Origin of the sequence: Rhodanobacter sp. C05 (genome assembly GCF_002001165.1) — a bacterium.
Taxonomy (GTDB): Bacteria; Pseudomonadota; Gammaproteobacteria; order Xanthomonadales; family Rhodanobacteraceae; genus Rhodanobacter.
On record NZ_MUNQ01000005.1, the window covers coordinates 83,002 to 97,789 of the forward strand.

Consider the following 14,788-nt stretch of genomic DNA (forward strand, 5'->3'; position numbering starts at 1 on the left):
CATGACCAGACGACTGCCAGCCGCGCATGGGCTCCAGGCCATCGTTCGGAGCGATCATCCAGCGCGAGCAATCCGTTCAGCACGATCGAGGGTAGGCTGCAAACCGGGAAGGACCCGGTTGATCAGATCCTCATGTCGGCGCCACTTGTCTGCAGCGGGCTCGGTCACGGTGTAGCGTGAAAGTGGCAACGCAGCATCGAGTGAACGATCCCAGTCAAGTCCAAGTACACCGCACAGTCGCGCCACTTCCGCCGCAGGATCTGCAATCAACGCGTCGTAGCGTGCAACATGACAGCGTTCCGGCGGGAGTACAGCAAGATCATCGAGCAGGATGCGTGTGGTGGTATCCCACTGTGCTGCCACGATCTCGGGCAACGGTCGCGCGATCAGTTCGCGCCAACCGGGCACCAGCAAGAGGGACCACGGCAAGCCCGTCCAGCCGGGAAGATTCGGATACGTGCGGAACCCGCCGGACTGCCAGGCCTCGATCATGCTGCTCAGTGTCTCGCGCGGGTCGCGGTGCAGGTAAATGAACCGGGCCTCCGGGAAAACCTTGGCCAGGAACGGTATGCGCAATGCATTCTTGGGCGTTTTCTCGAGCATCCGGAGTGGCTGCTGTTTCGGTGCATTGCCATCCCGGTCGTGCAGCTCCGCGAGAAAACGGCGCCGCAATGCTTCGATCAGCTCCGGCGACGCCGCAGTTGCATCCAGCCGGTTGGAGTCATAACCAAGCGCACTTGCACCCAGGCCGGGGGTACCTTCGATCAGCGCATGACTCTCACGACCGATCGTGTAAAGCCCCGGGGCCTTCGCCAAGGTCTCGAAAAGCAGGGTCGAGCCCGAGCGTGGTGGCGAAACGATGAATACCGGACGATCGAAGACCGGGTCGCGATCAGCACGATCCGTGCGCGGCCCTGGAATTGCAGGGATCGCATTCTGGCGCAACTCGTCGCCACTGGAAGCGCGATTATTGTCGCCAATCGCCACGGACAGGACCATGAGTCGTAGCGCAACCACCAACGACGAGTCATTGATCAGTTGCAGTGACGCTGCCGAGGCCTTCAGCCACTGCTCATAGGAGTTCAACGCCTTGCGATAGGCAGGCAGACCGGCCGGATCCGTACCGTGTTCCGACCACAGCGCCTGCCAGGCGGCGAGAAAGCGCGAGGTCACCTGCTTTGCAAGCTCCAGTTCCGGATGGGGGCGCACCTCATTCAGGAGAAAACTGATGTGTTCACGCATCTCCCAGGGCGACATGACGGCAGGCAGGTTGACTGATTCATAGCGCAATGCGGGGTGGAGCTCTCCAGTCGGCGCAACAACCTCGGCGCGCCAGCCTTCGGGCACATGGTTGCCCGGCATCTGGCCGTCCCGTAACAGCTCCCCAAACTCGTCGCTGCCGACAGTATCCGCCACCAGGTGAATCCGCTCGTCGTCGGAGCCATTGATTACCTGATGCTGGCGCCAGGTATCGAAAATCCAGCATTCACCCGGCCCCATGTTCACTTCACCTTCCCCGCATATGAATCGTACGGTCGGCTTGGTCACGATGGGCACGTGCACACGTGCGCGTGCCCGCCAGTAATAGTTGACGTCAAAGTGCGGAGTGACCTCGGCCTGACCTGTAAGCTTCATCAGGCGAGTCCGCCCCCATACGGCGCCGATTCGTGACAGCACCTGCATCAGGTACGGGCTCTGCAGAAGATACGGTGTGGGTCGCATCGCGCCCGCGAAGGATTCGTTGTCGGGGTCGCCATTGGCTGCAATCAAGGGCAACCACAGATTGCCGGGATACTTCTGCGGGTGTTCGCGCCAGTCAGCTTCGCCGAACGCCGCGATCTCTTGCGCGAGCGCCTCGGCATCGAACTGCAGTGGCAACTGGATAAAGGGAACTGGCAGTTTCACTGATTGTGTCCACTTGAATTGATTGAACTGCGCGCCACCGGCGCAAGGCTGAATGAGCTTCTTCGTTGCATCAGCTGCATGGTAATCGACTACTTCGGCACCAAGGCGACCATGCGTCACTCAGTATTGAAATGGCCCATCACGTTTGCATCAAATGGGCAATTCGGCAATCGCCTCGCGCAACGGCTGCAGCTGTTGTTCGTAATTCCGCCACTCCTCGAAGAAGCGGGTGTGGATCGGTTCACGCACCTGCGACATGCTGAGTGTCGCAACCGCAGCCTTGTTGCGGGTTATATCCACGCAACCGGGCTCCCATTCCAGCCCGCAGTAATCGAGCACCTTGTGCGCCATGGCTTCCGGGTCGCGTGTAAGTTCGTTGTACGGCACATCGAGAATCTGCCCCGGCATGGCGGCATGCCAGTGCGCGAGCACACGGCGATACTGTTTGTAATGCGCGGCGAGCGCATGCATGTCATAGCTCCACGGGAACGTGTCGCCCAACAATGCCCGGAAGTTGGAGAAACACACATCCATCGGATCGCGCACGAGATTCAGGATGCGTGCCTGCGGCAGCGCGCGATGAATCAGCCCGGCGATCATCCAGTTCCGTGGCAGCTTGTCGATGAAAAACCGCGCACCTTGCGCACGCCACTGGGTTCGCTCCAGATAGCGGCGACCCAGCTCGGCATAGTCCAGATCCGGAAGCCGTTCCAGCACGTATTCATCCAAAGTTGTGCGGTGATCCGCCACCCAGCGCAGTTGCAGGCCGAAATCATCCAGCTCACCCGCCGAAACAACCTGCGAGTGGTTGCCGAGCACACGATCAAGCAAGGTTGTCCCCGAGCGTGGCATGCCGATGATAAAAATCGGCTGTGGCCCTTCGTGAACCACATCCGCATCCTGCAGAAACTGCGGTGTGCAGCGTCGGATCAGATTGCCGAACAAATGCCGTTCGTAGTCGGGATCATGCTGGTGGCGCGCATACAGGATCGCATTGCCACGCGCCAGCGCTTCCCACGCCAGGTCGTAACGCTGGGTGTCCTCCAGCTCCTTGTAGACCGCGAACTCGAGCGCAGCATGGTCCTCGGTTCCCTTCTCGACCTCTTGCAGACGCCCCCTCAAATCGTCCAGATGGTTTTTTTCCAGTGTCTGTTTGCGCAGCCGAGTCAACGCCAGCGCACCGCGTCCAAAAGAAGGCTCCAGACGCAGGCAGATCTTCAGCTCCGCCTCCGCATCATCCATTTGTCCGTTGAATATCAGCTCGAGTGCCCGCTGAAAACGGAAGTCGATGGTTCCCATCCCGGCCGCGGCGGCTTGATTGAACAAAGTCAGCGCCTCCCGATGCTCGCCAAGCATCTTGCGCAGAGTGGCCAATCCCATCAGGACAGAGCCGTCGCTGGTATTCGACAGCACCGGATGATCCAGGCAGTCGCGCACAGCCACCGTTTCGCCAACCCGCAGCAACATCATGGCCGCATCAACGACCAGCCCACCATCCGCCGGCAGATGACTCATGGCGGTTAACGCGTACATTGCGGCATCACGCACTCGATGTTCCTCGAAGGCGATACCACTAAGCGTCAGCAGTGCATGGATGTGCACCGGATCGCGTTGCAGCAGCGACTCCAGCGTGATACGGGCCGCCAAAAGCTGCCCCCCCGACAAATAGCGTTGGGCTCGGTCCCAGAGTCGGGGGGTGGAGTCAGTCATTACGCAACATCCGGCAGTTTTCTCTTCACGATGCTAGCAAACGGCGCTGCACACTGCCCGCAAACTCAGAGCAGCTCAGACCACCATCGGAAGCTTTCGTCGCACATCGCACGAATCAATCACTCAGGTCGGCCGAATAGCCCCAGTGACGCAACATGGGCTCGATGATCGGCAGCACCGGTTCGAACTCGCGACGGTACCTGGTCCAGCGGTTCAAGCCTTTTCTGTTCACGGGCTCGATGACCTGCGAATAACTCGGGGTCCCGATGAAACCCTTGTTGCGCGCATGCTGATCGAACTTCCGCATCGGCGCGTCATCGTCCAGTTCGAGAAACTGCGCAATGCGTCTGGTCTGTCGCGGAAAATCCCCAACGAGTTCTTCGTAACGCGATACCAGTACCCTCGGCTGGAAGATACGCACATCTTCCAGCCAGGTTTCCATGGACTGCACGTATGCCGCGGCCAGCCGCTCCAGACTGGCACATGCCGCGCCCACGATGCTGGAGCGGAAATTCTGCATGTAGCAACTGAGCATCACGTCGCACGGATGACGCAGCGCAAGAATGAACTTGGCCTCGGGAAAAAGGCGGTGGATCATCGGCATCCACATCATGTTCAACGGATTCTTGTCGACGAGTTGCGCGCTCCAGCGACGGTTTATTTTCTCGGAAACCATGATCAGGTATTGCTTGCGCAATTCATCGCAATCGCGCTGCTGCAGCAGGTCCAGATTCAACATGATGCGCGGGTCGTGCCTGCGCAGCTTGTCGGCGAGACGGTTGAAGAATGGGTTCTCGTCCATCGACTGCAGGCCGGGGTGCGCGTCCAGCATCTGTTCCAGCAGCGTGGTACCCGAACGCGGGAATCCCACGATGAATACCGGCGAGTCGCGCGTATCGGGGGCACTCAGCTGCGGCCACCTGGCGCAGTCATCCTCGGTGACCCTCTGGATTTCCGCAGGCATCGCCAGCGCGCCGGGCCGGAAATGATCCGGCGATGCGATCCTGAGCTCCTCTACCTGCAGTGCATGGGCAGTCTGCAGGGACTGCATGGCGAGATCCGTCTCGCGCAGCTTGTCGTACACCCGACCAAGCTCGAAATAATGGGCGAAATCGTTGGCTTGCCGCGGTCCTCGGCGCTCCAGCAATACGCGCGCCGCCGCGGCGTCACCCTTGCGCAAGGCCAGCGTGGCGAAGACATGATCGGCCTCGTTTTCGATCGCCTCTGTATGCCCCGCCGCTCCACTGTCGACGACCGACTGGGCCATCGACTCGGCTTCGCCGAGTCGATTTACCCTTTCATAAATATAGGCAAGTTGCAGCCTGGCCTCCAGATAGGAGGGGGCATAGCCGAGCAGATTTTCCAGTGCTTCCCCCGCGTCCGCTGCACTGCATACCAGCAGCAACAGCTTGGCCAATTCCAGCTGCAGCGGGCCGTCATTGAGCGGTAGCCAGTTGCGCCACCGGCGCAACAGGTCCTCCGCCCCCTGGAAGTCCTGACATAGGCAACAGGCGCGTGCCGCGTGGATGCGTGCAAGCGGCAAATCCCGGTCAAGTTCGAAAGCGTCCAGCAACACGTCGCGTGCGCCGAAAAAATCCTGGCGCTGAACCAGCATCAGGCCCAGATGGATTTTCGGCATGATATTGCGTGGATCCAGCCGGATCGCGGTCAAGTACGCGTCTTCAGCTTCTGTCAGTAATCCGGCCGTAGCTGACGCCGTGGCGTAATTGCACCAGTGCGTACTGCTGTCGGGAAACAGCTCCGTCAACTGAAGATAGACGGCCTTGGCTTCCGTGTGGCGCTGCTGGAATTGCAACGCCATTGCCAGCAGCAACAATGAATTTTCGTCGTGTGGCTGCCCGAGCAACTGCTCACGACACAGGCGCTCCGCCTCAGGCAGATGGCCTGCGGTGAGGGCGGCGACAATCAACTGGGTGGGTTCTTGAGTCATGACATAAAAAAGGGCCGCGTGATCAACTCACGCGGCCCTCAAGCTTACCGTGTAAAACGATTGTTTAGAACTTGACCGTCACGCGAGCCCAGAAATAACGACCCATCAGGTCGAAATCGCTCGGATCGGTATTGGCATTGAGCGTGTTGTTCGCGAACAGCATTGGCGGCTGCTTGTCGAACAGGTTGTTGACGCCGACGTCGATACGCGTGTTGAACGGCTCGATGTTGTAGCCGAGCGACACGTCGTTGTACACCGTCGCGCCGTACTTGTAGACCTGACCCTTCAGCGTGCAGTAGCTGCCGTAATAGCAGGTGCCATCCGGGAACGTGTCCTGCGACGGGCTCTTCGAACCCATCTGGAAGCGACCGATGTAGCGCATGCGCCACTCGGCATTCCAGTTGCCCGCCTGCCAGTCCACGAAACCCTGTGCGCGCCAACGCGGGAACAGGCAGGTACCGACACCCGGGCATGCCGCTTCCTGCGCCGAGCCGTACGACAGGAAATGACCGGCATCGTTGTAGGTGGTATTGGACGAAGTACCCGGTGCGGTCTGCTGGTTGTAGTACTTCAGGTAGGTGGCGTTGAGGCCGACATTGAACTTGCCGAACGAGAACTCCGGCAACTTGTAGTTGGCCGAGAAGTCGATACCGCCGGTGCTCACCGTGCCGAGGTTGCCGGTCGGCTGGAGGAACGACGACGTCAGCTGACCCTGGTTCGGGCCGGAGTCAAAGCGGTGGATGAACTGGCAGTACACGGTCTGACCGGCACTGCACAGGTTGAGCACGCTCTGCGCGCCAACCGTGGTGATGATGTCATTCAGGTACAGATGCCAGACATCGACCGTGGTCGACAGGCCCGGTGCCCACGACGGGCTGTACACCGCGCCCAGGTCGAAGTTCTTGCCCTGTTCCGGCTTGATCGGGAAACCTGCATAGGCGGAGCCCGACACAATCGTGGACAGCTGCAAGTTCTGCGCTACGGCGGCGTCCTTGAAGCTGCCGTCGGTCTTTACGCCCACGCACGCCGGGTTGACCGGGGTGCCGGTATAACCGTCGCAGGGATCGCTGGAAATGCGCGGGGCACTCGAACTCGGCGCACCGTAGATTTCCGCGATGTTCGGGGCACGGAACACATTGGCCATCGTGCCGCGCAGCAGCAGATCGTTGATCGGCTTGTACTCCAGCGCAAACTTGAAGTTGTTCGTGCTGCCGAACGAGCTGAAGCGGGAATAGCGATCACCGATGGTCACGTTCAGCGACTGCGCAAACGGCAGCCCAGTGAGCACCGGAATAAAGGCTTCCGCATAGCCTTCCTTCACATTGTAGCCACCCTGCACGCCGGCGGTGCATTGGCTGCCCAGCACGCAACTGTAGGCACCGTTGCCTCCCAGAGTCAGATTCAGCAGCGGGTCGACGACCGAATGGGTGTACTCGGTCCGATAGTCGAGACCGGCGGCCAGCTGCACGGTGCCGGCTGGCAGGTCGAACAGACCGCCGGTCACATCGGCATGCCAGACCTTCTCGATCGAGTAGGCGTTGCTGACCGCGGCCGCCGAGGCCTGCTTCAGTGCCGCCACGCTACTTGGTGAATTCAGGTTGAACGGGTTGAATCCCAGGGAAGTCTGCGAAACGTTACTGGGGCAAGCCACCGGAGCCGCCGCCGTGCCGCAGCCCAGCGTACCGGCCGCGGTCATGTACGAGTCGCCGGTGTACAGGTCGTTGAAATTGGGCAGACCCAGGGTCGTGGTGACCAAGCTCGTATGGCCGTAGTCGACGCCGACATCCCAGTTCCAGTCCTTGCCTAGAACCGTCAAGTTGCCCTTGATGCCGGTATTGATCTGGGCAGTGTTGGTGCCGGCGATCGCCGTGCGATCGCCGACCGAGGTCAGGCGCGAGGCAAACGAGTTGAAGCCGTTGCCGAACTCCACCCCGAAGTGGTTCCAGTACTTGTTTTGCGAGATATCCAGCGAGCTGGTGGCGTACGGCGGCGTGGAGTACAGCGCCGGCGCGAGCTGGAACGAGGCCGAGGTCTTGTTGACATAGGTATTCATGTAGGCCTGAACGTTGTCGCTCAGGTTGTAGGTACCCATGACGAACGCATTGGTGCGCTCCTGCGGGGTCAGGATCAGGTTGACCGTCGCATAGTTGTACTTGTCGCTGTGCGGACCGTTGTTCTGGAAGCAGTGGTAGTTGGCGGTGGTCACCACCGAGCTGTCCGCCGATGGGCCGTTCAGCGCCACGTAGCTGCAGCCGAACTGCGCCTTCAGGGCCGGGGACAGCTGAACGTGGCCAAACGGTGCCGAGGACGAACCGCCGACATAGGTGGCCGGCGGGGTGCTGGTATTGCCGTAGCGGGTCAACGCATTCTTCGAGAAACTGCGGTTGCCAGCCAGAACGCCGTCCTGCTTGTTGTATTCGACGCCGCCCATGATGCTTCCCTTGTCGGACGTCTGCCCGAAAGTGAAGCTGTAGCCGGCCTGGTCGCCGTCATTGTGATCGGACTCGCCGACATTGGCGGTGAACTGGGCACCCTGGTAGTTCTTGCGCAGGATGAAGTTGACCACGCCACCGATCGCATCGGAGCCGTAAGTCGCCGAAGCACCGCTGGTGAGCACTTCGATGCGCTCGATCATGCTGGCGGGAATCGCATTGATATCGGGCGAGCCACTACCCAATGCGTTGATGACGCGCTGACCGTCGACCAGGATCAGGGTGCGCTTCGAGCCGAGGCCGCGCAGGTTGATGCTGGACGCGCCGGTACCGCCGCCATTGTTGACCTGCGGGTTGACGTTGCCACCGGTCATTGCCGGCAGCTGCTGCACGAGGTCGCCCAGCGTCATCTTGCCGGTCGCCTGGATCTGCGCACGGTCAATGGTGACCACCGGATTGGACGTTTCCAGGTCAACGCGACGGATCAGCGAACCGGTAACCACCACGGTCTGCAGCGATTTCGCCTTCTGCTGGTCCGGCTGGGTATTGCTGGTTGTGGACTGGCTGCTGGTGTCCTGGGCAAATGCCGTACCCGACGCGCCAGTAGCGATGACAGCACCCAGCGAAAGCGCCAGGCGGACTGCCGAAGAAAGTTTTGTGACCCCAAGTTTCATAAAGACACCCTCCGATTAATTATTGCCATGGGTCAGAAAACGTTCTGCCCAAAAACTGCAACCTGGCTCGATCTTCCAAGCCGACGAACTTCAGACCCACGAACTCCCGATCCTCGTCGATACTAACAGGCAAATAACGCTACGTGAACACGCAGCATACCTCCCGCACCGGACATGTCTTGCCGTTGGACTGTGTTGTGGCACTCATCCGCGCCACCAGTCCGCGCCATCAAACCCAAGCGCGATGCGCCTTTATCATGCTTGCTTTACGTATTGTCAACAAAATTTGTACAAGTAAAAACTTGCGCGCAGCACGGATTCAGGGACGTTTCCAGTCATACAAGTATATGAACAAGCTTGTTGCGCCACACGCCATCAACAGCTGGCGTCAGGTCATCCGATCCACAGGTCAGAGGCAACGCCTGTTCCACCGCGAGCTTCGGTGAGCAGCCGCATCATTCCGACATTTAAAGAACCGAACCGGGTCACTCAGCCTCGGCATCTTCCTCAAAACGCAGATGTTTCACGCTGCGACCGTTGCGGCGCACCAGTTTCAGCGCCTCGATGCCGATCCGGATATGTGCCTCGACGTACTGCGAGGTAACGCCGCGGTCGCTGGCCTCGGTCTTCACCCCTTCCGGAATCATCGGCTGGTCCGAAACCAGCAGCAGCGCGCCGCAGGGAATCTTGTTGGCGAAGCCGGCGGCGAAGATGGTGGCGGTTTCCATGTCCACGGCCATACAACGGGTGCGGCGCAGATACTCCTTGAAGGTGTCGTCGTGCTCCCATACCCGGCGATTGGTGGTGTAGACCGTGCCGGTCCAGTAGTCGTGTCCGAGGTCGCGGATCATGGTGGAAACGCCACGCTGCAGCTGGAACGCCGGCAGCGCCGGCACTTCCGGTGGCAGGTAGTCGTTGCTGGTGCCTTCGCCGCGAATCGCTGCAATCGGCAGCACCAGGTCGCCGAGCCGGTTCTTCTTCTTGAGGCCGCCGCACTTGCCAAGGAACAGCGCGGCCTTGGGCCCGATCGCGCTGAGCAGATCCATCACGGTGGCGGCATTCGGGCTGCCCATGCCGAAATTGATGAGGGTAATGCCGTCGGCGGTGGCATTCGGCATCGGCCGATCACGCCCCTGTACCTCGACCCCGTGCCATTGCGCGAACAGGTCCACGTAATGACCGAAGTTGGTCAGGAGGATGTGCTCGCCGAAATGCTCCAGTGCCGTGCCGGTATAGCGCGGCAGCCAGTTGGCGACGATTTCCTGCTTGCTTTTCATATGGAAGTGGTACTCGTAATGCGTTACCGGCGACGCCACGCCGGCAGGATGCCAGAGACAGTCGACTCATCTTAAAGGCTGTTCACGATCTCCGGGAACGGTCATTTGCCCGACAAAATGGTCCGCTTTGCGCAACTTTCGGTTGACGCCGCAGTCCCTTGTTGCGTGTTATGTTCGGTTTGCCATTCATGACGGGGGGATACGTGATGCGGATGGGCTTGGCCATTGATGCTTCCTGCGACTTGTCGCAGGCGTTCCTGGAGAAACACAAAGTCGCGATCATGCCGGTCACGGTGAAGATCGATAGCGAAACCTTCCTGGATGACCGCCGACCCGAGGAGCTCCAGCGCTATGTCGACCGCCGGCTCGGCAGCCGCAGTCACTCGGCGGAAACCGAGCCCTGCCCGGTGGATGAGGTACAGAAACTGTTCCTCGACAAGCTGGTGCTGGAGTACGACTGTGTGTTCTGCCTGACCATCACCGCCACACGCAGTCCGATCAACGAGCATGTGAATCGCGCCAGCTTCGCCATCCTCAAGAATTATCGTCAGGTGCGCGAACAGGCCCACGTCCCCGGGCCGTTCATGATGCGCGTCGTCGATACCCGCAACGTCTTTGCGGGAACCGCCCCAACCATTTACGAAGCGGCACGGTTGCTCGCCACCGATGCACTGCCAGCAACGATCCGAGAGCGCCTCACCCACATCGCCAACAACAGTTATGGTTACATGTTGCCGCGTGACCTGATCCACCTGCGCAACCGCGTCAAGAAAAGGGGCGATCGCAGTGTCAGTCTGTTCAGTGCGATGGTCGGCACGGCGCTGGATATCAAGCCGCTGCTGCGCTGCTATCGCGGCGAAACCGGCCCGGTCGGGAAGGTGCGTGGCTTTGATCACGGCGCGGAGATGCTGTTCAACTATGCGGCGCAGCGAGTACGCGCAGGCTTGCTGGTGCCGATCGTGTGCGTCAGCTATGGCGGCGACCTGGCCGTACTGTCGAACCTGCCTGGCTATGCCGGCCTGCGTGCGGCTTGCGAGGAATCCGGCGTCGAGCTGATGGAGGCGCCGATGAGCATTACCGGCATGGTCAATGTGGGCGAGGGCTCCCTGACCCTGGGTTTTGCTGCCGAGGAACACGTCGCCGAGTTCTGAGGAGTCCCGCTGCCATGCGCCGCCTGGCTGCCCTGCTGCTGTTGCTCGCCATCACCGTGCCGGCCATCGCCGGCACGGTCTACAAATGCAGCAGCGCGGCCGGCCAGGTGACTTATCAGGATGCACCCTGTCCAAAGACGCAGGCGCAAGAGACCCTGCAACTGTCGGACAGCACGTCGGCGCCATCGCCCGCCGTTCCTGTCCCGGCCAGCACGACCGCCGCGGTCGACGATACGCCAGCAGCACCGCCGCCATCTGTTCCAAACGTGCCGCTGCCCCAGTTGTACGGCTGTGTGCATGCCGTCGATGGCAGCGCGTATGTCAGCAGCAACGGCAATCCGCCACCGTTCCTGGCGCCGATGGGCGTGCTCGGCACGATACAGGCGCCCTTGGCCCAGGCTTATGCGCCAGGCGGTGCCGGCGTCTCGGCACCGGAGGTGAGTCGCGGCAAGGTCACCGCCGGGCTGATCGCCAGCAACTATGTCCAGGTGCAGGACCGATGTCGCCCGCTGAGCGCGCCGGAGATCTGCCACGAATTGCGCGATGAATACGAAAAGAATGCCGAGAAACTGCGGCGCGCGTTCCAGAGTGATCAGCCGCCGCTGCAGCGACGCGACGACGAGTTGCGCGCCCAACTGGCCAACTGCTGAGCGTCACCCGTTCAGAAGCCGTAGTTGAGGAATCCACCGTCCACCGCCAGCACCTGGCCGGTGATGTAGCTGGCCGCCGGCAGGCACAGGAACGCGATCGCCGCGGCCACTTCCTCCGGCTCGCCGATCCGCCGCAGCGGCGTGTGATCGAGCACCTCGTCCAGATAATCGGCGTTTGCCAGCGCCGGCTCCGAGCGCTGGGTGCGGATGTACCACGGCGCCACCGCGTTGACGCGGATGCCGTCCACCGCCCATTCGGTCGCCAGATTGCGGGTGAGCTGGTGCAGTGCCGCCTTGCTCATGCCGTACGGTGAACCGGTGCGCACATGCGTGATACCGGAGACCGAACCCACATTCACGATCGCGGCGTTGGCATGTTGCACCAGCTGCGGATGGGCCAGCCGGCACATCTCGAACGCCGAGAACAGATTCTGCTCGAACACCATGCGGACTTCGTCGTCGCGATAGTCCAGCGTGGCCTTCGGCAGGTTGCCCCCGGCATTGTTGACCAGTAGCGACAGCGGTGCGCCAAGATCGGCGATCCAGTCGAACACCGCCATGCGTTCCTCGGCCTCCGTCATATCGGCACCGAATGCCAGCACTTCGATCCCGGAAAATTCGTCTGCCAGCTCCACGCGTATCTGCTCGAGGTAGTCCTCGTCGCGCGCCACCAGCAGCAGATCGGCGCCCAGACCGGCCAGTTCGCGTGCGGTGGCGTAACCGATGCCCTTGCTGGCGCCGGTGATCAGGGCGGTGTGGCCTTGCAGTTGCCAGGCATCGATGCGGCTATTCATGCGTGCAGCTTAAAACGTCGGTTCCGGCGCGCCTAGGGATGCCGACACGATCCTTGCCTGTACCTGCGCCCGGCGTGACACTGGCTACCTCAGCCACCCGCGGAAACCCTCATGAAGACGCTGCCGTTCCTGTTCTGCGCGCTTGCGCTCGGCGCCTGCTCCAGCAAGCCACCGGAACCTCAGGCCAAGCCGGCCCAGGTCGCAACTCCATGGGACGCCATGAAGGCGGACGAGCAGCGCGCCAAGGACGTGCAGAAAGTTGTCGACAAGCAGGCCGAGGAACAGCGCAAACAGATCGATGCCCAGGATCATTGAGCCGGCTGGCTGTGTCACCCGGACACAGCGTGGCTCGGGATGATTTCAGCCATTCAGTATGGGCTGCACAGGCAATCCGCATAGATGTTGGGGGTACCAGCCTTCGCGCTGCGCAACAACCGCAATTCCGGCGCCAACGCAGACAGCTGGGCCACCCAGCTTGGCAGGCGGATGCCCCAGTACTGCATCACGCGCACGCTGGCGCTTTGGTTAAGCCCGATCAGGAAGCGCTCGAAGCTGCCCAACGGGGCCTCCTGGTAACGCACTGGATAGTCCTTGCCCAGCTTGGCCAGGCCAGCCGCATCGGCGACCGCGTCACCCAGACCACCGAGCTGGTCGACGAGACCACGATCAAGCGCCTGCTGCCCCGTCCACACCCGACCTTGCGCGATCGCGTCGATCGCGGCGAAGTCCTTGCCGCGCGCCTTGGCCACGTTGCCGACGAAGTCGCGGTAGCCTTTGTTGATGATCGCCTGGATCACCGCGCCGACTTTCGGATCCAGCGGGCGGGTGATGTCGAATGCGCCAGCCATCGGCCCGGTGCTGACACCATCGCTCTGGATGCCGAGCTTGGCCAGCGTATTGGGCACCGAGTAATACATGCCGAAGATGCCGATCGAGCCGGTGATCGTATTCGGCTCGGCGAAGATGCGGTTAGCATTCATCGAGATCCAGTAGCCGCCACTGGCCGCCACGTCGCCCATCGACACTACCACCGGGATGCCGGCTTCGCGGGTCAGCTCCACTTCGCGACGGATCTGCTCGGCCGCATACACTTCGCCACCAGGGGAATTGACCCGCAACACCAGCGCCTTGGTCTTGCGGTCTTCGCGCGCGGTGCGGATCAGCGCCGCGGTGGATTCGCCACCAATCGAACCGGGCGATTGCTTGCCGCCGGCGATCTCGCCCTCGGCCACCACGATCGCCACGCCCGGCGTGAACAGCTTGCCGTCGCTGAGGGTGCTGGCGGCATAACGCGCCAGAGTTACCTGGCGGAAGCTGTGACCCTTTTCGTCCGCAGGCACGCCTTCCTTGCGCATCATCGTGATGATGTCGGCTGTGGTGGCGAGGCCGTCGACGAGGTGTTCGTTCAGGGCCAGCTGGGCCAGGTCACCCTGGGTGCTGGCGATGGTCTGCGGCAGGTTGTCGATGTCCGCGCGCAATGCTGCCGGGTCGAGTTTCCGCAGCTTGGCGGTCTCGGCAAGGTAACTGTCCCACAGTCCACCCATCCAGTAGCCGTCGGCTTCCTTGGCCTCCGGCGAGGCGTGCTCGAGGATGTACGGCTCGGCGGCACTCTTGAACTCACCGACACGGAACAAATGGACGTCCACACCGAGCTTGTCGAGCAGGTCCTTGTAGAACAGGCGGTAGTTCGCCAACCCGGTGATCATCACACCGCCCTGCGGATCGACCAGCAGACGGTCGGCATGCGCCGCCAGGTAGTACTGCCCCTGATCCAGGTTGACTGCCCACGCAATCACCGGCTTGCCTGCCGCACGGAAGCGATCCAGTGCCGCGCCGACTTCACGCAAGGCGGCAAAGCCACCACCCTGCAGATCACCCGGCAGCAGCAGGATGCGGGTGATGCGCTTGTCCTTCGCCGCCGCATCGATCGCGCCCACCAGATCGCGCAACTGTACCTGCTTCGGTTCGTCGCCGGACAGGCTGGCCATCGCGCGCTGCAGCGGATCGATGCTGTACTGCTCGACCAGCTGGCCTTGCGGCTTGATCACCAACACGCTGTCGTCTTGCAACGTGCGCTGCTGACTGCCGGCCATGCCGGCAGTCAGCAGCAGCAACAGCACGAACAGCAGACCGAAGAACACCAGGTTGAGGATCACCAGTCTGACCATGTTGATGCCACGACCGAACGTGCACAGAAAAGCCCAGAAGCCATTGCGGCGGGGCGGCGGGAGCGGTGGTGTCATG

Annotated in this window: 10 protein-coding genes; 3 read left to right on the forward strand and 7 right to left on the reverse strand. The window is 61.5% G+C overall.

What is annotated here, in order from left to right; translation table 11 throughout:
* Positions 1-54 precede the first annotated feature (54 nt).
* The 5 genes from B0E51_RS00430 to B0E51_RS00450 all read right to left on the reverse strand — a co-directional run bounded on the left by B0E51_RS00430 (position 55) and on the right by B0E51_RS00450 (position 9,949).
* On the reverse strand, positions 55-1,905 hold the full coding sequence (locus tag B0E51_RS00430) for a sulfotransferase (RefSeq protein ID WP_143525739.1): 1,851 nt from the start codon (positions 1,903-1,905) through the stop codon (positions 55-57).
* Positions 1,906-2,055: 150 nt separating this feature from the next.
* The gene (locus tag B0E51_RS00435; RefSeq protein ID WP_168172535.1) at positions 2,056-3,552 is read right to left on the reverse strand and encodes a sulfotransferase; all 1,497 of its coding nucleotides are present in this window, start codon (positions 3,550-3,552) and stop codon (positions 2,056-2,058) included.
* A gap of 178 nt (positions 3,553-3,730) precedes the next feature.
* Positions 3,731-5,566 (reverse strand): tetratricopeptide repeat-containing sulfotransferase family protein, encoded by a 1,836-nt coding sequence (locus B0E51_RS00440; protein WP_077442865.1) that lies wholly within the window; start codon positions 5,564-5,566, stop codon positions 3,731-3,733.
* Between the two features lie 64 nt (positions 5,567-5,630).
* Positions 5,631-8,672, reverse strand: coding sequence for a TonB-dependent receptor (locus B0E51_RS00445; protein WP_077442866.1), 3,042 nt, complete (start codon positions 8,670-8,672; stop codon positions 5,631-5,633).
* Positions 8,673-9,157: 485 nt separating this feature from the next.
* On the reverse strand, positions 9,158-9,949 hold the full coding sequence (locus tag B0E51_RS00450) for an AMP nucleosidase (RefSeq protein WP_077442867.1): 792 nt from the start codon (positions 9,947-9,949) through the stop codon (positions 9,158-9,160).
* 212 nt (positions 9,950-10,161) lie between these two features.
* On the opposite strand from B0E51_RS00450, the gene B0E51_RS00455 reads away from it, so the two are divergent.
* Together B0E51_RS00455 and B0E51_RS00460 are read left to right on the forward strand one after the other, a co-directional pair.
* The gene (locus tag B0E51_RS00455; RefSeq protein WP_077442868.1) at positions 10,162-11,100 is read left to right on the forward strand and encodes a DegV family protein; all 939 of its coding nucleotides are present in this window, start codon (positions 10,162-10,164) and stop codon (positions 11,098-11,100) included.
* 14 nt (positions 11,101-11,114) lie between these two features.
* Positions 11,115-11,750, forward strand: coding sequence for a DUF4124 domain-containing protein (locus B0E51_RS00460; RefSeq protein ID WP_077442869.1), 636 nt, complete (start codon positions 11,115-11,117; stop codon positions 11,748-11,750).
* A gap of 11 nt (positions 11,751-11,761) precedes the next feature.
* On the opposite strand, the gene B0E51_RS00465 is transcribed toward B0E51_RS00460, so the two are convergent.
* Positions 11,762-12,544, reverse strand: coding sequence for an SDR family oxidoreductase (locus tag B0E51_RS00465; RefSeq protein ID WP_077442870.1), 783 nt, complete (start codon positions 12,542-12,544; stop codon positions 11,762-11,764).
* 111 nt (positions 12,545-12,655) lie between these two features.
* On the opposite strand from B0E51_RS00465, the gene B0E51_RS00470 reads away from it, so the two are divergent.
* Positions 12,656-12,859, forward strand: a complete 204-nt coding sequence (locus B0E51_RS00470) for a hypothetical protein (RefSeq protein WP_077442871.1) — start codon at positions 12,656-12,658, stop codon at positions 12,857-12,859.
* Positions 12,860-12,912: 53 nt separating this feature from the next.
* Here B0E51_RS00470 and sppA read toward each other — a convergent pair whose 3' ends face one another.
* Positions 12,913-14,787: a signal peptide peptidase SppA gene (sppA, locus tag B0E51_RS00475; protein WP_077442872.1), complete on the reverse strand. Its 1,875-nt coding sequence runs from the start codon at positions 14,785-14,787 to the stop codon at positions 12,913-12,915.
* Position 14,788 lies beyond the last annotated feature (1 nt).